We start from the raw sequence: 20227 nt of genomic DNA, 5'->3' as shown, positions 1-20227 counted from the left end.
AAGCTGGAACGCGGAGCGTCCCTTGAAGCATTCCCACGCAGAGCGTGGGAACGATCGACGAGTCAAGCCGGGTAATTGGCCCGCAGGGCCTCAAGCCCGCCCTGATAAATCCCGGTGAACAACGCCACCACCTCCTCATCACTCACACCCACCGGTTCAAATCGACCGGACCAGGTCACCCGCGCGCCCTGCCCTTGCACTTCGACCTTGATCGTCGCCAGATAGTCAGTGGCCGGAAACGGTGCCTGCAAAATCGAATAGCTGTAAGTCCTGGCAGCGTTGTCGAACGCTTGCAGGCGCTCGACCACTACTGCGCCGTCCGCCGTTTGCAGGCTGCGCACGCGCCCGCCTTCGCTCAGCTCGCTCTGGGGAATGAACGGTAGCCAGTCCGGTAGCGAGTTGAAGCCACCGATCAATTGCCAGACCTGATCGGCCGAAGCCGGGATGTCGATGAATGCTGATGCAGTTGCCATGTAAAGCTCTCTCTCAATGAATAAAGTCAGATAGCCATGCTGTCGACGACACCGCCGTCGACCCGCAGCGCCGCGCCGGTGGTGGCCGAGGATAACGGCGAAGCGATGTACGCCACCAGATTGGCGACTTCCTCGACATGCGCCACGCGCTGGATGATCGAGGTTGGTCGGGCGGTGCGCACGAAGGCGTCGGCTTCCTCCTGCAAGCTGCGACCGGATTGGGCCATGGCATCCTTGAGCATCAGCTCCACGCCATCGGTCAACGTCGGACCCGGCAGAATCGCATTCACCGTCACCCCGGTGCCCGCCAGCCGTTTGGCCAGGCCGTGGGAAACCGCCAGGTTGGCGCTTTTGGTCACGCCATAGTTGAGCATGTCAGCCGGAATCGCGATCCCGGATTCCGAAGACAGGAAAATCACCCGCCCCCAGCCTTGCTTGACCATGTCCGGGACGTAATGCCGTGACAGGCGCACACCGGAGATCACGTTGATCTCATAGAAGCGCGTCCACTCGCTGTCGGGGGTCTCAAAGAAGTCCACCGCGTTGAAGATCCCGAGGTTGTTTACCAGGATGTCGGCACGTGGTTCGGCGGCAAACAGTTTCTCGGCGCCTTCGGCGGTGCCCAGGTCTGCGGTCAGCCCGCGCAACTGTGCATTCGGCACGCTCTGACGAATGCTTGCCAAAGCCTGCTCGACCTTGGCCGACTCGCGGCCGATCACCACCACGGTGGCGCCGGATTCGGCCAGCGCCCGGCTGATGCCCAGGCCGATGCCCGCGGTGCTGCCGCTGACAATCGCCAGTTTTCCACTCAAATCGATTTTCATTTTCAGGCTCCAATGATTGGCAACGGGGCGCGCTCGGACACCAGTTTTGCGTCGCGCATCGCTTGCCAGAAGGCTGCAGGAATCACCGCCGACAACGCGGCCACATCTTCGGCGATTCGCTCTGGTCGGCTGGCACCTGGAATAACCGCCGCCACAGCCGGGTTGGCCAACGAGAACTGCAACGCCGCCGCTTTGATGTCGACACCATGGGCCGCGGCAATACGCTTGATCTGCTCGACCTTGCTGACGATGGCCGGGCTGGCCTTCTGATACTCGAAGTGCGCGCCACCGGCGAGGATGCCCGAACTGTAAGGGCCGCCGACCACGATTTCGACGTTCTGTGCCAGGGCGGCGTCCATCAAGCGTTGCAATGCGCGGTCATGGTCGAGAAGAGTGTAGCGACCCGCCAGCAGAAAACCGTCCGGCTGCGCTTCGCTCAGATCAAGGGTCAATTCGCACGGCTCGACCTTGTTCACGCCCAGGCCCCAACCTTTGATTACGCCTTCTTCGCGCAAGCGGGTCAGCACTTTGAAAGCACCGGTGCGGGCCTGGTTGAAGTATTCCAACCATTGATCGCCGTAGAAATCCTGAGCGATGTCATGCACCCAGACGATGTCCAGGCGATCGGTTTGCAGGCGCTTGAGGCTATCTTCAATGGAGCGCAGGGTCGCGTCGGCGCTGTAGTCGTTGACGATCTTGTTCGGGCGACCGTGCTCGAACACCCCGCTCTTCTCGCCCAGATCGCGGGCCGCAGCGTCTTCGACTTCATCGAGAATCACCCGGCCGACCTTGCTGCTGAGCACATAGTCGTCGCGGTTGTAGCGCGACAGTGCAGCGCCGAGGCGGATTTCCGACAGGCCCGAGCCGTAGAACGGCGCGGTGTCGAAGTAACGCACGCCGGCATCCCAGGCGGCGTGAACGGTGGCTTGCGCTTCTTCTTCAGCAATGGCGCGGAACATGTTGCCCAGTGGTGCAGTACCGAAGCCCAGCGCGCCGGGCAGTTTATCTTTCAAGCTCATGATTCAATCCTCATCGTTTCAGTGGCCAGTGCTTGACCGTTGAGCAGATCCTAGATTGCGGCGTTCGGACCGTCCAAGACATAATGTGCAGCACTTGAGTCCCCAGAGGTCTGACATGATCGACATCCGCCAATTGCGCTACTTCGTTGCCGTCGCCGAAGAAGAACACGTCGGTCGCGCCGCCGAGCGCCTGCATATTTCCCAGTCGCCCCTGAGCCGGCAGATCGCCCAGCTCGAAGAGCGCCTGGGCCTGACCTTGTTCGAGCGTAGCCAGCAACGCATCCGCCTGACCCGCGACGGCCAGACGTTCCTCGCCGAAACCCGCGCCCTGCTGACCCACGCCAATCGCTTGGAATCCCTGGGCAAGCGCCTGGGGCGCGGCGAAGAAGGCGGCTTGTGCATCGGCTACATCGAAAACGCCATGCACGCCGGTGTGCTGCCCAATGCCCTGCGCGTGCTGCGGGTCGACCGGCCGAACGTACATGTCGCGCTGTACAACCTGAGTTCCGCCGAACAACTCGAAGGCCTGCGTCAGCGTAGTCTGGATATCGCCCTGGTCAGCGAGCCGCCGACCGATGACGACCCGGACTTGCTGGGTTTCCAGGTTCTGGACGATCCGATGCTGCTGGCCTTGCCCGAAGATCATCCGCTGGCGCAGCAATCGACACTGACGGCCGCCGACCTCGCCGATAAGGAATGGATCGGCGTTCAACATCGGCAGAATGCCAATGGCCACGACGACTTCGTCAGCGCCTGCATCCGCGCCGGTTTCACCCCGGACATTCGCATGCAAGCGACCGAGCCGTTCACCGCATTGGGTTTGGTGGCCTCGGGGCTGGGCATCGCGATGATTCAGAAAGGCTTGAGCCGCAACGCACCGCCGGGCGTGCTGCTGCGGGATGTGCCGTGGATCGCCTACACCACACCGCTGTGGGCCGCATGGCACCGGATCAATTTGCGGCCGTTGGTGGAGACATTCAGGAAAGTCCTGACACACCCGGCCGACTGATCACACACCCGTCCTGTAGGAGCACAGCTTGCTGGCGATGGCGATTTCAAAGGCGCCATCGCCAGCAAGCTGTGCTCCTACAATTGATTGATGTCGTGTTGAAGATCCGTGTGGGAGCGAGCCTGCTCGCGATGGCGGCATCTGTTTAAAGCATATGTTTAACGACTGTCAGCGAAACTTGATGAAAGCTACAACACCTTGCGTCATTGCCTACGGTTACGCCAGAATCCGCCGGCTTACGCGCCTTGGGTCCGGGCCTTATCCTTAGCCGGTCGCTGAAAAAAACAGCGATCGGGTTTGGTAGCCCGGAGTACTGCGCGTAGCGCCACTTCAAGCAATAACTGCTTTTATGGTCGCCATGCGCAGGGCCTTTTCGGAGGCGCCGGTTCCAGTACTCCGGTCTACCAACCTGTGCATGGTCACCACCCATTCGTTTGGTAGCGAAAGTGATGGCTCCCATTTTGCTAGTACTGGAGTTCTATCAATGATCAAACCATCCCCCAACCCGCCAGAATCAGATCCAGCCTCCCCCTACGAAAGCCCCGATTCCAAGCAATTCCACGAAGCGGCCGAGCGCGCCCTGAATCACTACCTCAACCCCGCCGCCAACATCATGGCCACGCCCCGCGCACCCACCACGATGTTCACCATCAACCCCGACATCGACACCGAAACCCTGCTGGCCCACGCCTGCGAATCACTGGCCTCGGCCAGCGTCATGACCAACGACCTGGCAGGTTTTCTGGAAGGCTCGCATCGCAACACGCTGCTGGGCATTGCTCAGGTCATCATGCTGGGCGAGTTGGCGGTGAATCGGGCACTGGATCGTCTCGATCCGCCTGAGTAAACGCTGAACCGGTAGGAGCGAGCCTGCTCGCGATGCGGTCAGCACATTCAACATTCCTGTGACTGACACACCGCTATCGCGAGCAGGCTCACTCCTACAGGTCCGGCGTCTTTCCCCTAGGTTTGGTGCTTTACTGAAAAGACCTCACCCCCAGCGAGCCCCACCCCATGAACCGCAACGACCTGCGCCGCGTGGACATGAACCTTCTGGTGATTTTCGAAACGCTGATGTTCGAGAAGAACCTGACCCGGGCAGGGGAGAAGCTGTTTCTCGGCCAACCTGCTGTCAGTGCGGCGCTGGCGCGGTTGCGGGATTTGTTTGATGACCCGTTGCTGGTGCGCAACGGGCGGATCCTCGAGGCGACGCCACGGGCGTTGGCGATTCTCAAGGAGTTGCAGCCGGCGATGGATACCATTTCCGGCGCGGTGAGCCGGGCCAAGGATTTTGATCCGTCCATCAGCCGCGATGTGTTTCGCATCGGCCTGTCCGATGATGCCGAGTTTGGCCTGTTTCCGCCGCTGCTCAAGCAGATCCGCGAGGAAGCGCAGAACGTTGTGGTGGTGGTGCGGCGGGTCAATTACCTGTTGATGTCGTCGATGCTGGCCAGCGGTGAAATCTCCGTGGGCATCAGTTACACCACCGAATTGCCGGCCAATGCCAAGCGCAAGAAACTGCGCGACCTGAGCGTCAAGGTTTTGCGTGGTGACAATCGACCCGGCCCGCTGACACTGGATGAATTCTGCGAGCGTCCCCATGCGCTGGTGTCGTTCTCTGGGGACTTGAGCGGTGCCATCGACAATGACCTGGCGCGTATCGGCCGTTCGCGTCGAGTGGTATTGGCGGTGCCGCAGTTTTCCGGCCTGCGGGCCTTGCTGGCAGGCACCGACATGCTGGCTTCGGTGCCCGATTATGCGGCGGCGGCGCTGATTGAAGGCAGCGACCAGTTGCGGGCCGATGACCCGCCGTTCGATATCAACTTGTCGGAACTGTCGATGGTCTGGAACGGCGTCAGCGATAACGATCCGGCAGAACGTTGGTTGCGCTCGCGTATTGCGCAACACATGTCGGCTCCACCGTCGACGCATTGAGCGAATTGAAGTTCGGGTCAGTCTCGCGCAGGTACACCGGCAGGTCGGTCATCGGCGGCATGGCGGGAATTTCAAAGTACATCTGGATCACCCAGCCCCGATGATAGCTGGCGTGGTTGACCACATGCATGAGCATCGCGCCGGCACTCATCGTGCCGCTTTCACCGGAGAGAAAGGTGAACCGCATGGGTTTGTCCAGCGAGGCATCGGACTGTCGGGCGCTCCAGTCGCAGTACCAGTGATCAACGTTTTGTTGTGCCAGACGCAGGTCGGGCAATGCCGGATAGACCAGATCATGGGACGTCTTGAAGCTGTGCCCTCGGCCTTCCAGATGAGCCTGCCAAAGACAATCCACCACATAAATGTGGTTGAGCGTGCCAATCATGTTCTTGAAGATTCCGGCGCGTTCCTTTTCGACTTCGCCCAGGGGCAGTTGCGCCAGATTGTCGAACAGCCGTTGGTTGGCCCATTGTTTGTAATCGGCAAGCATGCGGGCAGTGCGTACATTGATCATCGAAATTCTCCGATGGCGAATAGCGCATCTCCCAAGGATAGCGCTAACCACGCATAGTGGCGCAGGCGCTGATCATCGGTACGGCCGTTATCGCGTCAGCGCATCCAGCACCCGCTCGGCCAGTGCCAGGCAACTGGTGAGGCCCGGTGATTCAATGCCGAACAGATTGACCAGACCGGCCACCCCATGCTCGACCGGACCGCTGATGCGAAAGTCGGCGGCCGGCTCGCCCGGGCCACTGATTTTCGGGCGAATGCCGCTGTAGGCCGGTTGCAGGCTGTTATCCGGCAAGCCCGGCCAATAACGCCGGATTGCCGCATAAAAACCGTCGGCCCGTGCGGGGTCGACACGGTAATCCAGCGCATCGACCCATTCCACATCCGGCCCGAATCGCGCCTGGCCGCCCAGGTCGAGGGTCATGTGCACCCCCAACCCGGCGCTCTCCGGTGCCGGATACACCAGATGCCTAAATGGCGCGCGGCCACTGAAGCTGAAATAGCTGCCCTTGCACAACCGGGCTGGCGGAACGTGCTGCGCAGGCAGGCCGGCAATACGGCTCGCCACTTCAGGCGCAGACAAACCGGCGCAATTGATCAACTCGCGGCAGCTCAGGGTCATCGGCTCGCTACCACCGACGTGCAGTTCAAACCCCTGGTCGATACAGCGTGCCGACAGCAGCGGCGAGTGCAAGGCCAGCGACCCGCCGCAGGCTTCGACATCGCCCTGCAATGCCAGCATCAACCCATGGGAATCGATAATCCCGGTGGACGGCGACCACAGCGCGGCGACGCAGGACAGAGCTGGCTCAAGCTGCTGCGCCTGAGCGGCGTCCAGCCATTGCAGATCATCAACACCGTTGCGCAGCCCCTGCTCCAGTAACCCCTGCAAGGCCGAACGCTGCGCGTCATCGGTGGCGACGATCAGTTTGCCGAGGCGCTGATGGCTGATGCCGCGTTCATCGCAATAGGCGTAGAGGCGATGCTTGCCCTCCACGCACAACTGCGCCTTGAGGCTGCCGCTGGGGTAGTAGATGCCGGCGTGGATCACTTCGGAGTTGCGCGAACTGATGCCCGTACCGATGCCCTCGCCAGCCTCGAGCACGATCACCTCGCGCCCGCTCAAGGCCAATACCCTGGCCACTGCCAGCCCGACCACCCCGGCCCCGACCACCACACAATCGATATCGACGCTGCCCTGACCTGCGCTCATGTCAAACCAACCCTCGCTCGCGGTAATCGATCAGGCTGGAGAATATCGCCAGGAGCATGGCCATGACCACGAAGAAGATCAGCACCAGGAAATACGAGCCGGTGAACTGCACGATCAAGCCGATCAGGATCGGCACGATCACCCCGGCCATGTTGCCGCAGAAATTCATGGTGCCGGCCAGCACACCGGTTTTCGACGTGCCGCCGAGGATCGACGGAATGCACCAGTACATGCCGCACCAGCGAATGAAAAACATCGCCACACAGAGCAGGCCAATGGCTTGAGTCGCGTCAGCGGTGTAAGCGGTGCCGAGCATGCACAGGGCTGCGACCAGCGCCGAGCCGCTGAACATGCTGCGCATCACCAGGTTCGGCGACGCGCCGCTGGATTTCCATTTATCCCCCAGGTAACCGCCAACCAGTTCGCCGACAAAACCGCACATGAAGATCAGGAAGGTCGCGCCGCCCATGCCGGAAATGTTCAGGCCGTGGGTCTGGTGCAGATAGCTCGGCATCCAGGTCAGCAGACCATAGAACACGCTGAGAATGCAGCAGTAACCGGCGAACATCGCCAGCACCGAGCGGTCCTTGAGCAGTTCCTTGAAGCCGATACTGGTGACCGCGCCGGGCTGGCTGACCGTGGCGTTGCCCTCGGTGATGTGCTTGAGCTCAGCGGCGTTGACACCGGGGTGTTCACTGGGATGGTTGCGGATGTACTTCCAGGCCAGCACACCGGCGAGCATGGTGCCGACGCCGGCAATCACGAAGGCGATGCGCCAGGAATCGAACCAGCCTATCAGCCCGGCAATGATGATTGCGCCGAAAGCACTGCCCAAAGGCGCACCGCCGTCGACCAGCACTGCGCCGCGCCCGCGTTCGTTGGGGGTCAGCCAGGCGCCGTTGAGCTTGGCCCCGGCGGGCATGATTGGCGACTCGGCGACACCGAGCCCCATGCGGGTGATCATCAGGGTGATCCAGTTGTGCGCACCGGCCGCCAGGGCCTGGAATGCACCCCAGGCAACAGTCGCGACGACGATCACACGACGGGTGTGAAAGCGGTCGAGCAGCATGCCGCCGGGAATTTGCATCAACGCGTAGGACCAGAAAAACGCACTGAGCATCAGGCCTTCAAGGGCCGGCGGGATCTGGAATTCACTGGAAATCAGCGGCAAGGCCACCGACAGCGAGGCACGGTCGATGTAGTTGATGGCGGTCAACAACAACATGATGAGGAAGATTCGCCAACGGACGTTTGTGGCGCGTTCGGTTGCGTTCGCGGCTGGCAACGCCAGGCTTTCGGCACTTGGATTGTTCATGTGGGGGCTCTTATTGTTGTGGAAACAAGCGGCCTGATGCCTGCCAGTCAACCCTCCCTGCAGGAGCGAGCCTGCTCGCGATGGCGCAGTACGAGCCAACATCAATGTTGATTGCACTTGCGCTATCGCGAGCAGGCTCACTCCTGCAGGCATTGCGTTTTGACTGACGGTTTCAGGCAAGCGGCCCCACTCTAATCACGCCCCCGCGTGCTGAATAATGATGGGATCTGATTGGGGGATCACCGAATGTCATCCCCCAGCAGCGATCAGAAAGTCCCCGGATAGCTGCCGCCGTCCAGTAACAGGTTCTGCCCGGTCAGAAAACCGGATTGCGCACCGCAAATGAATGCGCAATACGCGCCGAATTCATCAGGTTGGCCGAAGCGCTGGGCGGGAACGTTTTTGCGCCGTTGCTCGGCGACGCTTTCGACACTGGTGCCGTTGGCCTCGGCGGCGGCATTGAGGGTCTTGTGCAAGCGCTCGGTCTCGAATGGCCCGGGCAGCAGATTGTTGACGGTGACGTTGTTGCCCGCTAATCGCGCCTGACGCGCCAGCCCGGCGATAAAACCGGTGAGGCCGCTACGGGCACCGTTGGACAGCCCCAGCACATCAATCGGCGCCTTCACCGCGCCGGAGGTGATGTTGACGATGCGCCCGAAACCGCGCTCGGCCATGCCATCGACGCAGGCCTTGATCAGCTCGATGGGCGTGAGCATGTTGGCATCCAGCGCCTTGAGCCAGTCTTCGCGCTGCCAGTCGCGGAAGTCACCGGGCGGTGGGCCACCGGCGTTGTTGACCAGAATATCCACCTGCGGACAGGCCGCCAGCACTTGCGCCCGCACACCCGGCTGGCTGATGTCCCCGGCCACGGTGCGGACTTCGATGGCCGGTGCCAATTGGCGCAAGTGCACGGCCGCCGCCTGCAAGGTTTCATCTCCCCGGGCGTTGATCACCAGGTTCACGCCTTCCTTTGCCAAGGCCCGTGCACACGCCAGACCCAAGCCTTTGCTGGCGGCGCAGACAATCGCCCAGCGCCCCGAAATACCCAAATCCATGTCGATGCTCCTCGCGATTCAAAAGCCCTAAGTTACCACCGCCCAGCGGCTATCCGGGGGATGACAAAGGGTGATCGCAGTATCAAGCCTTTTCATTATCGGCTGCCCACGCGGCTGATTACTGTTGCGCAACCAACAAGAAACCGGAGACACCCATGAACCCGTTCCAGTTTTACTTCCCCACGACCTTGAAAAGCGGCAACGGCCTGGTGCGTCAGGCCGGTGCGCTGCTCAAACCCCATGTCCGAGAGAAACTGCTGGTGGTCACCGACAATGGACTGATGGCGTCGGGCGTGCTGGATGCGTTTTTTGCTTCGCTGACGGCCAGTGAAATCGCCTATGAAGTGTTTGCCGGCGTCGAACCCAACCCCACTACCGATGTGCTCGAGCGCGCCGTAGGGTTCCTGAAGAACCACGAGTGCGATGCGGTGATCGGCGTGGGTGGCGGCAGCAGCATTGACACCGCCAAGGGTGTCGCGGCCATGGCCACCAACCCCGGCAACATCCTCGACTACGAGGGCTACGACAAACTGCTGCACCCGCCGCTGCCGATTTTCGCCATCCCCACCACCTCGGGCACCGGTAGCGAATGCACGGCATCGACGGTGTTCACCAACACCCGGACCCTGTTCAAAACGGTGATCATCAGCCCCGCACTGTTCCCGAAACTGGCGATTCTCGATGCCGAACTCACCCTCAAGCTGCCGCCGTCGATCACCGCCGCCACCGGCATGGACGCCCTGACCCACGCCATCGAATCCTACGTGTCGAAGCAGGCCAACCCGATCAGCCAGGCTTTGGCGCTGCAAGCGATCAAGATGATCTGCACATACCTGCCGAAAGCGTTTTTCACAGGCTCCGACCTGCACGCCCGGGAGCAGATGTTGCTCGGTTCTTTTCTCGCCGGCGTGGCGTTCGCCCAATCGAAACTCGGCAACGTGCATGCGATCTCCCACACCTTCGGCGGCGTGTTCAACATTCCCCATGGCATCGCCAACGCCACGCTGTTGCCCTACGTCATCGAATACAACCTGCCAGCCTGCCCTGAATTGTTCCGCGAAATCGCCCTGGCCATGGGCGAAAACGTCGACGGCCTGAGCCCTGCCCGCGCCGGGCACAAAGTCGTGGAGCACGTGATGGCACTGAACAAGGCCATCGGCATTCCCGACAACATCAAGGACCTGGGCGTGGACCTGGACTACATGCCGCAAATGGTCAGCGATTCGATGCGCAGCGGCAACGTGCTGGTCAATCCACGTTTGACGACCGCTGCCGACGTCGAGCGAATCATCAGCAATGCCTTCCACGGCCTTCATACCTGAGAGACGAACAGCATGTTTTATGAAATGCGCACCTACACGATCCAAATCGGAAAAATGCAGACCTACCTCAAACACTTCGAGGACAACGGTCTGCCGGTGATCTCCCGCTACACCACGCTGGTGGGCTGGTGGTACACCGAAATCGGCGAGCTGAACCAGGTGATCCACATCTGGGCCTACGAGAGCCTGGATGAGCGCATCAAGAAACGCGCCGCGCTGTACCAGGACCCGGACTGGCTCGAAGGTTTCGTGCCGATCGCCTTCCCGATGCTGGAAAAGATGGAATCGAAACTGCTGATGCCAGCGCAGTTCTCACCGATCAAATAATCCCTGTTCGAGCTCGACAGACAATCAAACAACCTGTGGGAGCTGGCTTGCCAGCGATGAGGGAGTATCAGTCGACATCGTTGTTGTCTGACACACCGCTATCGCTGGCAAGCCAGCTCCCACAGGGGACTTTGGTGGACTGTTGAACTGCCCAAACCCAAGGACAACCCCATGTGCGACCACAACACCAACAACACCGCCGCCGACCGTTCTCCCGACATTAAAGCCCTGCTCGAAGGCCTGCCGACCAACTGGGGCAAGTGGGGCCCGGACGATGAAGTCGGCGCCCTGAACTACCTGCAAAGCGCCGAGATCCTCCGTGGTATCGCCACTGTGCGCCAAGGCAAGACCTTTACCCTGCAAGTGCAAATCGGTCACCCCAAAGGTGAGCCGCTGTGGCCCGGACGTCGTCCATCGATGCGGGTCAACGTGCTCGACAAGGGGCACTTTCTCGCGGGTAAAACTCACTTCGACGGTCACGTCGAATATGCCGACGACGTGATCTTCATGCACCTGCAAGGCTCGACCCAATACGACGCGCTGGGCCATGTCTGGCATGACAACAAACTGTGGAACGGCTACGACGCCATGAGCACCATCGGCGGCATGGACAAGGCCAGCATCCTGCCGATTGCCGAACGCGGCATCGTCGGCCGTGCGGTGTTGATCGACATGGCCCGCCATCGCGGCAAAGCGGTGCTGGACAAGGGTGAAACCTTCAATCACCACGACCTGCTGGCCGCCGCGAAAGCTCAGTGCATCGAGATCCACAAGCGCGACATCCTGATCATCCGTACTGGCTGGATCGGATCGTTTTACGCGCGCGAGCCGCAAGAGTTTTACAAGGATTTCGCCGAGCCGGGCCTGACCTTCAGCCGCGAGCTGGTGGAATGGTTTCACCAGATGGAAATCCCCAACCTGGTCACCGATACCATGGCCAACGAAGTGGCGGTCGACCCGACCTCAGGTGTGTTGATTCCGCTGCACAACGCCTTGATGCGCAACCTAGGCGTGACCTTTACCGAAGTGGCGATGCTCGATGCGCTGGCCGACGATTGCGCGGCAGACGGCCAGTGGCAGTTTCTCTACACCGCTGCACCGTTGAAAATCGTCGGTGGCACCGGGGCGCCGGTGAACCCGATCGTGATCAAGTAACCAGATCCTGCTTGAGTTCATTGATCAGCAGGGTCGCCGCCGGAGACAAATCGGCGCCGGCCCGGCTGATCACCCCATAGGGTTCGATCAGGGCGCGCAACGACACCGGCAGTTTCACCAGCAACTCGAACTGCTCGCAGAACTCGGCCACTTCCACCGGGATCACCGCGAGCAAGGTTGGATCTTGTTGCACCAGCAAAATGGTGGCGAAGGTGGACGAAGTTTCCAGTGGGTAACGGGGAATTTCCAGCCCCGCCTCATTGAGTTCACGCTCCAGGGCCTGGCGCATGGGCATGTCCTTGGGGTAGACCACCCAGCGGTAATCGCTGAGCTGCGATAATTGCAGGGATTGGGCACTGGCCAGTGGATGACGCTGGCTGGCAACCACTGCCAGGGGCTCTTCGCTGAGTTCGATGCAGTCGTAAGCGTCCGAGCGCTGGCCGACACTGGTGCGGCAGATCGCCAGGTCCAGCCGACCCTGATCGAGCAATCCGAGCAAGGTCGCACTGGTGTTTTCCACCAGTTCAACGGACAACTCCGGTTGTTTGAGGCGCAGCTCGGTCAAGGCTCGGGTCAGCAATGGCACCGCGCCCATGATCACCCCGACCGAGAGTCGCCCGCCCTGCCCCTGCATGATGCTGAGCATTTCCTCACGCAAGTGTTCGACATCGCTGTAGATCAGCCGCGCATAACGAATCATGCAGCGCCCCATTTCATTGGCCACAAGACCTTTGGGCTGACGCTCGAACAACGGCATGCCAAGCAACGATTCGACCTCATGCAAGGCCTTGGTGGCGCCGGACTGGGAAATGGAGATCTGCTCGGCGGCCTTGTGCAGGGAGCCGCGATCATCCAGCGCGATCAGCAACCGCAGTTGTTTCAGACGCAGACGTGAAGCGATGCTGCCAAGGGAGGGAACCATGTCGGTAGGTGCTCGTTTCAAGGGCCGGATCCGTGAAGTGCCGCGCCGGCGAATACCGGCGCGGGCCGGTATTCAAATCAGCGAAGCCCTGCTCCACTGGCCATTGACCAGACGATTGAGGCCCAACGGGTTATGGTTTTGCAACGCCTCGGGCAGGTACTCATCAGGATAGTTCTGGTAGCAGACCGGGCGCAGGAAGCGATCGATGGCCAGGCTGCCGACGGAGGTTCCGCGTGCATCGGAAGTCGCCGGGTACGGTCCGCCATGGACCATCGCATCGCTGACTTCGACGCCGGTCGGGTAGCCATTGAGCAGCAAGCGTCCGACCTTGTCTTCGAGCACGGGCAACAGGTCGCTATAGCGCTCAAGGTCCGCCGGCTCGGCGATCAGGGTGGCGGTCAGCTGACCGTGCAGGCTGTCGAGTACAGCGCGCAGTTGCTGCGAATCGTCCACCTCCACCAGCACCGTCGCCGGGCCGAAGATCTCTTCCTGCAACAACGGATCGCCCTCGAGCAACAGTTGCACATCGGCCTTGAACAACTGCGGTTGCGCATGGCGGTCGCCTTGCGGTTGACCGGCCAGGTGATCGACCTGGGCATGCCTGTCGAGGTGTTTGAGCCCGGCACTGTAGCTGTTCAGCGCTCCGGCATTGAGCATGGTCTGGGCCGGTTGGTCGCCCATGTGCTGGGCAAAGTGTTGCTGAAACTCGCTGAACTGCGCTGAACGCAGGCCAATGATCAGACCGGGGCTGGTGCAGAATTGACCACAGCCCAGATTGACCGACGCCGTCAGCTCTGCGGCGATTTTGTCGCCCCGAGTGCTCAAGGCGTGCGGCAGCAGGATCACCGGATTGATGCTCGACATCTCGGCGAACACCGGTATCGGCTGCGGCCGCGCGGCCGCCAGATCGGACAACGCCCGGCCACCCTTCAGCGACCCGGTAAACCCCACGGCCTTGATTCCTTCGGCCTTGACCAGCGCCTGTCCGACACCGGCGCCGTAAATCATGTTGAATACCCCCGACGGCATACCCGTGCGCTGCGCAGCGCGAACGATGGCGCTGGCCACGCAATCGGCGGTTGCCATGTGCCCGCTGTGGGCCTTGAACACGACCGGGCACCCGGCGGCCAGCGCCGACGCGGTATCACCACCGGCAGTGGAAAAGGCCAAGGGGAAATTGCTGGCACCGAACACTGCGACGGGGCCGACACCGATGCGGTATTGGCGAATATCCGCTCGCGGCAGAGGTAGCCGTTCAGGCAACGCCTGATCAATCCGCGCACCGAGGAAATCCCCTCGCTTGAGCACCTGTGCAAACAGTCGCAACTGACCGCTGGTGCGGCCGCGCTCACCCCGAATCCGGCCTTCGGGCAGCGCCGTTTCCCGGCAGACCAGTGCAATGAACTCCTCGCCCAGCCCATCGATCTCGTCGGCGATCGCCTCAAGAAAATCCGCACGACGCCCCGGCGGCAATTGACGAAACGGAGCAAAGGCACGGGTGGCGGCAACAACGGCCAGAGCGACTTCCTGCTCAGTGGCCTGATGAAAAACATAAGGCAATGCCTGACCGCTACTGGCGTCGACACTGTGCAGCGTCTCGCGGCCCAGGGCACTGCGTTGCCCGTCAATGAACTGCTGGCCGAGAATATCGGACATCAAAAACTCCCTCGCCTGGTTTCGGCAGGCGAACACTCGAATTGAAGGAATGCGCCGACCGGCGCAGCGCCCACTCTAGGGGGCGGGATCAGGGGCGAACAAATGACAACAACGGGCCGGGGGATGAGCATTTGTCATCCCCCGGCCCGTCAGTCGCCTCAGCGAATCGCTACCGGGTTGATGTTGACCTGGGTCGAGCCTTTGTAGAGCGGCTGGCCGAGTACGAACATGAACGTCCAGGCCTTGTCCCGGACCAGCGCACGGCTGTCGATCAGTTCCAGGTTGTAGATGCCGTTCTTGGCCAGCATGAACTGGTTGACCGGGAACTCCTGGCCATCAGTGCCGGGGTAGATTTCCGAAGCCCAGGTGTCACCACCGAAAGCGACGATCTGTTTGTCCGCCAGCCATTTCGCAGCGGCCATGCCGATGCCCGGTTCCACTGCGAGGAATTTTTCGTTGTCCTTGCCCAGCAGTTCCAGCCAACCGGTGTTGAACAGCACCACGTCACCCTTCTCGATGCTGATGCCTTGCAGGTGCAGGGCCTTCTGAATATCGGCAACGGTGAATTCGGTTTTTTCCGGCACGATGGCGCGGCCGTAGACTGCGGTCATGTCCAGCACCACACCACGGGTGACAATCGGCGGGACTTTCTCGATACCGAGTTTCTGCACCCCTTCCACGGTCACGAAGTCCGCCGCGCGATTGCCGTTGTAGTAGACGTTGTCGATGCCAATGTGGCCGATGCCGTTGAGCTGGGTGCCGACACCGGTCCAGCCCACCACCAATTCATCGTTGAAGGTGAATTTGTTCGGCCCCATGGTGGTGCCGCCCGCTTCGCCCGGCTGGACATTGGTCAGGTGGAAACTGCGGTGACGGAACGCCGGCAGGTTCTTGTCGATGGGCACGGCCAGCGGATAAGTCTTGCCTGTCTTGATCAACTTGGCAGCGTTGAGCACCGAATCGGCGTCAAGCAGGTTCAGTGCACCGATTTCATCGTTGGCACCAAACTTGGACGGATACCATTTTTCGCCCTCGGCGGCGTGGGCGGCGTTGAGGGTGAACAGGAGGGCAAATGGCAAAGCCAGGCGCTTGAGCATGTTGGAGTCCTTGTCTGTTTTTGATGGACCCCACGGTACTCAGCGGTTTTGTGCAGAAACAGCCAGCCCTCGACAATACATTTGTTCTGGATTTTCACGAGTGCTTGCATCGATATCTGCACAAACAGTCGGCAGTGCTAGAGTGGAACCGGTGGGTCAATTGACATAAAACCCTGAAATCCTGACAGTCGACCAATTGCGATAACGCTTAGAACGTTTGCGAATTATGATTATTCCATCTCGCTGATACAGAAACCTATGAACATCGCAAACCCTCCAGCCACCCGCGAAATCCAATCCGATTCACCGCGTTTGATCGTCTTCCTCGCCTACCCCGAAATGGGCCTGCTGGACCTGACCGGCGCACAAACCGTATTTTGGGCGGCCTCGCGCTATCTCAACAGCAGCAACTTGCCGGGTTACAAACTGCAAACTGCCAGCCTCACCGGTGGCCTGATCCAGACCGCCGAAGGCCTGGCCGTCGACACTGTGCCATTGAGCACTTTCACCGAGCACTCGATCGACACGCTGATCGTGCCTGGCGCGCCGGTGATTATCACGGCCATGAACAATTCACTGGAGGTCGTCGAGTGGCTCAAGGTCGCCTCGACCAAGGTCAGACGCACGGCCTCGGTGTGCAGCGGCACGTTCCTGCTGGCTGAAGCCGGATTGCTCGACGGTCGTCGTGCCGCCACCCATTGGGCGATGTGCGGCATGCTCAAGGAGCGGCATCCGTCGATCGAAGTCGACAACGATGCGATCTTTGTCCAGCAGGGTTCAGTCTGGACTTCTGCCGGGGTCAGTGCCGGCATCGACCTGGCCCTGGCGCTGGTGGAAGAAGATTGCGGCCGCGAACTGGCGTTGCTGGTGGCGCGGGAAATGGTGGTGTTCCTCAAGCGCCCTGGTGGTCAGGCCCAGTACAGCCAACTGCTGCAATCGCAAACCAGCGAAGGCGCCGCCTTCGACGACCTGCACCTGTGGATCACGCAAAACCTGGCCGGTGAAAACCTCACCATCGACCGGCTCGCCCAACAAGTGCAGATGAGTCCGCGCAACTTCGCCCGGGTCTACAAACTCAAGACCGGCCGCACCCCGGCCAAAGCCGTGGAAGTGCTGCGGGTCGAAGCCGCCAGGCGCCTGCTGGAAGAATCCGAACGCAACATCGATCAGATTTCCCGACTGTGCGGCTTTGGTGACGAAGAACGCATGCGCCTGACTTTCCAGCGCAACCTGGGGGTTTCGCCACGGGACTATCGCAACCGGTTTTCGCGGTGAACGGCAGGTCAATAGCGTTTCATGCTCAATGCCGCGTCCGTCGCTCCAGCAACCGCACTCCAAGCGACAACGGATAACACAGAGCAAAGTAAATCGCCCCCACCAGAATGTAGATCTCCAGCGGCATGAAATACACCGAACTCAAATCCTGCGCCCTCAGCATCAAGTCAGGTGCCGCAATCAGTGAAGCTACGGACGTATCCTTCAACAGCGAGATCGCGACGTTGCCGATCGGTGCCAGCACGATACGGATAGCCTGGGGCAACACGACCCAACGCAATATCTTGAAGTGCGGCATGCCAATCGCTTTTGCCGCTTCCACTTGGCCCTTGGGTACCGCCTCCAGTCCCGCCCGGTAAATCTCCGCCAGGTACGCCGCCGCGTTCAGCCCCAGGCCAATCATGGCGGCCTGGAACGAACTGAAGTGGACACCGATTTCCGTCAGGCTGAAATAAACGATGAACAACTGCACCAATGCCGGGGTACCGCGAAATACCTCGATGTAAGTCAATGCCGCCCGGCGCAATGGCCGGTTCTTCGACAGTCGTGCCAGCGCTACCAGCAAGCCGACAATAAGACCAATGACCAACGCGCCAAATGCCAATTGCAGCGTAGCCCAAGCCGCCGCCAGGAACTCGACATGGGTGGCTTCCCACAGCTCGGCATAGCCCATATCAGATCTCCTTGACGACTTTGAGGCGGCGCTCGGTACGCGCCGCCCAATGGGAAAGCACCAGGCTCAACACCAGGTAGATGACCGCCAGCAGAAAGTAGATCAAATTGGTCTGGTAGGTTTCGCTGACCAGCATTCTTGCCTTGAATGTCAGTTCAGGCACTGCCGCCGCCGATGCCAGGGACGTGTCCTTGAGCAAGCCGATGGCGAAGTTGGCCATCCCGGGAATCGCGACCTTGAACGCTTGCGGCAATACGATGAGGCGCATCGCCAGCGACCGGGTCATGCCGATCGAAAACGCCGCTTCACTTTGACCGCGGTCGATGGTGCGGATACTCGACCGAAACACTTCCGACAGTATCGCCGCGCCGTTCAGGCCGAAACCGATGATCGCCGCGCCGATTGCCGGCAAGGTAATGCCGATGTAGGTCAGCCCGAAATACAGGATGAACAGTTGGGTCAGGATCGGTACGTTGCGAAAAACCTCCAGGTACACACTGGCGATCAGGCTCAGGAAGCGGCTGCGGGATAGCCGCATCAGCGCCAGGCAAAAACCCAGCAACGCCGCCACGATAAAGGCCGCCAGGGTCAGGCCCAAAGTAGTCAGGGCACCGATGCCCAGTACGTTCAGGAAGTACGGCAACATCTCGATGGTTTTGTGCAGCGCAGTTGTATCGAACATCGATCAATGCTCCTGCACGGCACGGATGAAGCAACGGGTACGTTCGACCTGACTCTCGCGGAAGATCTGCCGGGGTGGTCCCTGCTCGACTATGTTACCGTCGGCCATGAAGATCACTTGGTCGGACACGCTTTCGGCGAAGCTCATTTCATGTGTCACGATGATCATGGTCATGCCCTCTTCCGCCAGCCTGCGCATAACCCCCAGAACCTCTCCAACCAGTTCCGGGTCGAGTGCCGAGGTCGCCTCGTCGAACAGCATAAGTTTGGGTTTCATCGCCAGCGCTCGGGCGATGGCAATGCGTTGTTGCTGCCCGCCCGACAGTTGCTCGGGAAACGCATCGCGCTTGGCAAACATGCCGACTTTGTTCAGCAAGTCCTCGGCCAGTTCCACCGCTTCGGCGCGGTTGCGCTGTTGCACCTTGAGCGGGCCAAGGATGATGTTCTCCAGCACCGACAGATGCGGAAACAGATTGAAGCGCTGGAATACCATGCCGATCTCGGCGCGCATGCGTGCCAATTCCTTGTCGCTCATGGGCACTTTCCGGGTGCCCACCAGTCGTTGGCCTATGAGCTCGTTATCAATGTAAATGTCGCCCTTGGTTGGCTCTTCCAGGTAATTGACGCAGCGCAGCAAGGTGGTCTTGCCGGAGCCGCTGGGGCCGATCAGTGAGATCTTCTGGCCCTGCTGCACATTGAGGTCAATGCCCTTGAGGACATCCAGGCTACCGAAGGATTTGTGCAGCCCTTCGATTCGCACCAGCGGAGTTGATTGCGCCATGATTCACGTCCTCGACTCAGGCAAAGGCCGGACTGAAATCACGCGGAGGATGCGCGAACGGCCCGATCAAATTGCCCTTTTCGTCGCGGTCCACGCCGATGCGAGGGTTGTTGGCGGGAGGTTCGAGGTAATCGGGGTTTTTGATCCCGTACTTGGCGAGGATCGGACGGATCTGATCCGTGGCCTTCAACCAGCGCAGCCCTTGGTTCACTCCGTCGAACAAGTCCTGGTTCTGCGGATGAACGCCCCAGATCGCTTCGAATTTAGCGGTCAGGCTGGGGAATCTTTCATCGTAAGACATGGGGACTTGTTTGAGCTTCAGGCTAGGGTCCTGAAGAATCATGTAGTCAATGGTCGGCGCATCCAGTACGGCAAAGTCCAGGCGCCCGGCGCGCACGTCACGCAGGCAGGAATCGGTGTTGTCGTAAAGTTTGACCTCCTTCACACCATCGATTTTCTTCATATCGGGGATGGTGAAATAACCGGTGATAGCGCCGATGGTGCGCCCTTTCACATCGTTGACCGTGATGGAGGTGTCGAACGGCTCACTATCGCGCATGATCACGTAGGCACCGGTGTAAAACACCGGGTCGGTCAGCAGCAGAATCTTCGAACGCATCGGGTTCCAGGCGAAGTTGCCGCCGAACCAGTCGGCACGTCCAGACCTCACCGCTTCGACCACCGCCGGGAAGCCCATGGTCAGCACATCGAGCTTGAGTTCGAGACGATCAGCAATGAGTTTGAGCAGTTCCAGATCGGTGCCAATCGGCACGCCTTCGCGTAGCGCACCGAGGGGCATGTCGCCCAGACATGCGGCGGTGAGATAACCGGGACGCACGGTCTTGATAGGTTTGTCGGCCGCCGATGCAAACGACATCGGACCCATCGCGCAGCCCAAAGCAGCCGCCAATGAACCGTAGCCGGTTGCTTTAAGCAAACTGCGACGGGAGAAACCCTGGGTATCAAACTTGAAGTCGGACATAGA

The 20227-nt window shown here is 60.5% G+C and carries 21 protein-coding genes; 7 read left to right on the top strand and 14 right to left on the bottom strand.

The window, feature by feature from the left end:
* Positions 1-62: 62 nt before the first annotated feature.
* Genes D8U69_RS01460 through D8U69_RS01450 form a run of 3 tightly spaced genes read right to left on the bottom strand, consistent with a single transcriptional unit; the run spans position 63 to position 2316 of the window.
* Positions 63-473, bottom strand: coding sequence for an SRPBCC family protein (locus D8U69_RS01460; protein ID WP_130906533.1), 411 nt, complete (start codon positions 471-473; stop codon positions 63-65).
* A 26-nt stretch (positions 474-499) separates the two neighbouring features.
* Entirely contained in the window at positions 500-1297 is a 798-nt protein-coding gene (locus D8U69_RS01455) for an SDR family oxidoreductase (protein ID WP_056856727.1), read from the bottom strand.
* 2 nt (positions 1298-1299) lie between these two features.
* Complete coding sequence (locus D8U69_RS01450) at positions 1300-2316, bottom strand: aldo/keto reductase (RefSeq protein ID WP_130906532.1); 1017 nt, start codon at positions 2314-2316, stop codon at positions 1300-1302.
* A 115-nt stretch (positions 2317-2431) separates the two neighbouring features.
* Between D8U69_RS01450 and D8U69_RS01445 the strand changes: the two genes are divergently transcribed.
* The 3 genes from D8U69_RS01445 (at position 2432) to D8U69_RS01435 (ending at position 5260) form a co-directional block, all read left to right on the top strand.
* On the top strand, positions 2432-3325 hold the full coding sequence (locus D8U69_RS01445) for a LysR substrate-binding domain-containing protein (RefSeq protein WP_130904969.1): 894 nt from the start codon (positions 2432-2434) through the stop codon (positions 3323-3325).
* A gap of 484 nt (positions 3326-3809) precedes the next feature.
* Complete coding sequence (locus D8U69_RS01440; RefSeq protein WP_130906531.1) at positions 3810-4172, top strand: DUF6124 family protein; 363 nt, start codon at positions 3810-3812, stop codon at positions 4170-4172.
* A 167-nt stretch (positions 4173-4339) separates the two neighbouring features.
* The gene (locus D8U69_RS01435) at positions 4340-5260 is read left to right on the top strand and encodes a LysR family transcriptional regulator (protein WP_056856732.1); all 921 of its coding nucleotides are present in this window, start codon (positions 4340-4342) and stop codon (positions 5258-5260) included.
* Here the strand turns inward: D8U69_RS01435 and D8U69_RS01430 are convergent.
* The 4 genes from D8U69_RS01430 to D8U69_RS01415 form a co-directional block, all read right to left on the bottom strand.
* Positions 5181-5774: a DinB family protein gene (locus D8U69_RS01430; RefSeq protein ID WP_130906530.1), complete on the bottom strand. Its 594-nt coding sequence runs from the start codon at positions 5772-5774 to the stop codon at positions 5181-5183. The genes D8U69_RS01435 and D8U69_RS01430 overlap by 80 nt on opposite strands.
* 87 nt (positions 5775-5861) lie before the next feature.
* A complete protein-coding gene (locus D8U69_RS01425; RefSeq protein WP_130906529.1) occupies positions 5862-6983 on the bottom strand; it encodes an NAD(P)/FAD-dependent oxidoreductase in 1122 nt (373 codons plus the stop codon).
* A 1-nt stretch (position 6984) separates the two neighbouring features.
* Positions 6985-8298 carry an MFS transporter gene (locus D8U69_RS01420; protein WP_056856735.1) on the bottom strand — a complete coding sequence of 438 codons (1314 nt, stop codon included), beginning with the start codon at positions 8296-8298 and terminating at the stop codon, positions 6985-6987.
* A gap of 266 nt (positions 8299-8564) precedes the next feature.
* Positions 8565-9353 (bottom strand): SDR family oxidoreductase, encoded by a 789-nt coding sequence (locus D8U69_RS01415; protein ID WP_056856736.1) that lies wholly within the window; start codon positions 9351-9353, stop codon positions 8565-8567.
* A gap of 155 nt (positions 9354-9508) precedes the next feature.
* Between D8U69_RS01415 and D8U69_RS01410 the strand changes: the two genes are divergently transcribed.
* The 3 genes from D8U69_RS01410 to D8U69_RS01400 all read left to right on the top strand — a co-directional run bounded on the left by D8U69_RS01410 (position 9509) and on the right by D8U69_RS01400 (position 12157).
* Positions 9509-10675, top strand: coding sequence for an iron-containing alcohol dehydrogenase (locus tag D8U69_RS01410; protein WP_130906528.1), 1167 nt, complete (start codon positions 9509-9511; stop codon positions 10673-10675).
* Between the two features lie 12 nt (positions 10676-10687).
* A complete protein-coding gene (locus D8U69_RS01405) occupies positions 10688-11002 on the top strand; it encodes an NIPSNAP family protein (protein WP_130904978.1) in 315 nt (104 codons plus the stop codon).
* 171 nt (positions 11003-11173) lie between these two features.
* Positions 11174-12157: a cyclase family protein gene (locus tag D8U69_RS01400; RefSeq protein ID WP_130906527.1), complete on the top strand. Its 984-nt coding sequence runs from the start codon at positions 11174-11176 to the stop codon at positions 12155-12157.
* Here D8U69_RS01400 and D8U69_RS01395 read toward each other — a convergent pair.
* The 3 genes from D8U69_RS01395 to D8U69_RS01385 all read right to left on the bottom strand — a co-directional run bounded on the left by D8U69_RS01395 (position 12150) and on the right by D8U69_RS01385 (position 15832).
* Positions 12150-13079: a LysR family transcriptional regulator gene (locus tag D8U69_RS01395; protein WP_056856740.1), complete on the bottom strand. Its 930-nt coding sequence runs from the start codon at positions 13077-13079 to the stop codon at positions 12150-12152. The genes D8U69_RS01400 and D8U69_RS01395 overlap by 8 nt on opposite strands.
* A 72-nt stretch (positions 13080-13151) precedes the next feature.
* Positions 13152-14735, bottom strand: coding sequence for an aldehyde dehydrogenase (NADP(+)) (locus D8U69_RS01390; protein ID WP_130906526.1), 1584 nt, complete (start codon positions 14733-14735; stop codon positions 13152-13154).
* Positions 14736-14893: 158 nt separating this feature from the next.
* Entirely contained in the window at positions 14894-15832 is a 939-nt protein-coding gene (locus D8U69_RS01385) for a cyclase family protein (RefSeq protein WP_130906525.1), read from the bottom strand.
* A gap of 258 nt (positions 15833-16090) precedes the next feature.
* On the opposite strand from D8U69_RS01385, the gene D8U69_RS01380 reads away from it, so the two are divergent.
* Complete coding sequence (locus D8U69_RS01380; RefSeq protein ID WP_130906524.1) at positions 16091-17107, top strand: helix-turn-helix domain-containing protein; 1017 nt, start codon at positions 16091-16093, stop codon at positions 17105-17107.
* A 25-nt stretch (positions 17108-17132) separates the two neighbouring features.
* Here the strand turns inward: D8U69_RS01380 and D8U69_RS01375 are convergent, their stop codons facing one another.
* From D8U69_RS01375 to D8U69_RS01360, 4 genes are read right to left on the bottom strand one after another with little or no spacing between them, the layout of a single operon-like run.
* Positions 17133-17780: an amino acid ABC transporter permease gene (locus tag D8U69_RS01375; protein WP_130904982.1), complete on the bottom strand. Its 648-nt coding sequence runs from the start codon at positions 17778-17780 to the stop codon at positions 17133-17135.
* A gap of 1 nt (position 17781) precedes the next feature.
* Positions 17782-18462, bottom strand: a complete 681-nt coding sequence (locus D8U69_RS01370) for an amino acid ABC transporter permease (RefSeq protein WP_130904983.1) — start codon at positions 18460-18462, stop codon at positions 17782-17784.
* Positions 18463-18465: 3 nt separating this feature from the next.
* The gene (locus D8U69_RS01365; protein WP_130904984.1) at positions 18466-19242 is read right to left on the bottom strand and encodes an amino acid ABC transporter ATP-binding protein; all 777 of its coding nucleotides are present in this window, start codon (positions 19240-19242) and stop codon (positions 18466-18468) included.
* Positions 19243-19258: 16 nt separating this feature from the next.
* Complete coding sequence (locus tag D8U69_RS01360; RefSeq protein ID WP_130904985.1) at positions 19259-20224, bottom strand: transporter substrate-binding domain-containing protein; 966 nt, start codon at positions 20222-20224, stop codon at positions 19259-19261.
* Positions 20225-20227 lie beyond the last annotated feature (3 nt).

The organism is Pseudomonas sp. Sample_16, assembly GCF_004307665.1.
Lineage (GTDB): Bacteria > Pseudomonadota > Gammaproteobacteria > Pseudomonadales > Pseudomonadaceae > Aquipseudomonas.
Note: the sequence above shows the minus strand (reverse complement) of the source record. Positions and strands in the feature narration are given on the sequence as shown.

Excerpts from the sequence above, each read along its gene's own strand:
- D8U69_RS01425 (WP_130906529.1), bottom strand. The coding sequence starts at position 6,983 with ATGAGCGCAGGTCAGGGCAGCGTCGATATCGATTGTGTGGTGGTCGGG.
- D8U69_RS01405 (WP_130904978.1), top strand. The coding sequence starts at position 10,688 with ATGTTTTATGAAATGCGCACCTACACGATCCAAATCGGAAAAATGCAG.
- D8U69_RS01370 (WP_130904983.1), bottom strand. The coding sequence starts at position 18,462 with ATGTTCGATACAACTGCGCTGCACAAAACCATCGAGATGTTGCCGTAC.
- D8U69_RS01395 (WP_056856740.1), bottom strand. The coding sequence starts at position 13,079 with ATGGTTCCCTCCCTTGGCAGCATCGCTTCACGTCTGCGTCTGAAACAA.
- D8U69_RS01455 (WP_056856727.1), bottom strand. The coding sequence starts at position 1,297 with ATGAAAATCGATTTGAGTGGAAAACTGGCGATTGTCAGCGGCAGCACC.
- D8U69_RS01385 (WP_130906525.1), bottom strand. The coding sequence starts at position 15,832 with ATGCTCAAGCGCCTGGCTTTGCCATTTGCCCTCCTGTTCACCCTCAAC.
- D8U69_RS01460 (WP_130906533.1), bottom strand. The coding sequence starts at position 473 with ATGGCAACTGCATCAGCATTCATCGACATCCCGGCTTCGGCCGATCAG.
- D8U69_RS01410 (WP_130906528.1), top strand. The coding sequence starts at position 9,509 with ATGAACCCGTTCCAGTTTTACTTCCCCACGACCTTGAAAAGCGGCAAC.
- D8U69_RS01415 (WP_056856736.1), bottom strand. The coding sequence starts at position 9,353 with ATGGATTTGGGTATTTCGGGGCGCTGGGCGATTGTCTGCGCCGCCAGC.
- D8U69_RS01420 (WP_056856735.1), bottom strand. The coding sequence starts at position 8,298 with ATGAACAATCCAAGTGCCGAAAGCCTGGCGTTGCCAGCCGCGAACGCA.
- D8U69_RS01390 (WP_130906526.1), bottom strand. The coding sequence starts at position 14,735 with ATGTCCGATATTCTCGGCCAGCAGTTCATTGACGGGCAACGCAGTGCC.
- D8U69_RS01400 (WP_130906527.1), top strand. The coding sequence starts at position 11,174 with ATGTGCGACCACAACACCAACAACACCGCCGCCGACCGTTCTCCCGAC.
- D8U69_RS01365 (WP_130904984.1), bottom strand. The coding sequence starts at position 19,242 with ATGGCGCAATCAACTCCGCTGGTGCGAATCGAAGGGCTGCACAAATCC.
- D8U69_RS01430 (WP_130906530.1), bottom strand. The coding sequence starts at position 5,774 with ATGATCAATGTACGCACTGCCCGCATGCTTGCCGATTACAAACAATGG.
- D8U69_RS01435 (WP_056856732.1), top strand. The coding sequence starts at position 4,340 with ATGAACCGCAACGACCTGCGCCGCGTGGACATGAACCTTCTGGTGATT.
- D8U69_RS01375 (WP_130904982.1), bottom strand. The coding sequence starts at position 17,780 with ATGGGCTATGCCGAGCTGTGGGAAGCCACCCATGTCGAGTTCCTGGCG.
- D8U69_RS01380 (WP_130906524.1), top strand. The coding sequence starts at position 16,091 with ATGAACATCGCAAACCCTCCAGCCACCCGCGAAATCCAATCCGATTCA.
- D8U69_RS01360 (WP_130904985.1), bottom strand. The coding sequence starts at position 20,224 with ATGTCCGACTTCAAGTTTGATACCCAGGGTTTCTCCCGTCGCAGTTTG.
- D8U69_RS01440 (WP_130906531.1), top strand. The coding sequence starts at position 3,810 with ATGATCAAACCATCCCCCAACCCGCCAGAATCAGATCCAGCCTCCCCC.
- D8U69_RS01450 (WP_130906532.1), bottom strand. The coding sequence starts at position 2,316 with ATGAGCTTGAAAGATAAACTGCCCGGCGCGCTGGGCTTCGGTACTGCA.
- D8U69_RS01445 (WP_130904969.1), top strand. The coding sequence starts at position 2,432 with ATGATCGACATCCGCCAATTGCGCTACTTCGTTGCCGTCGCCGAAGAA.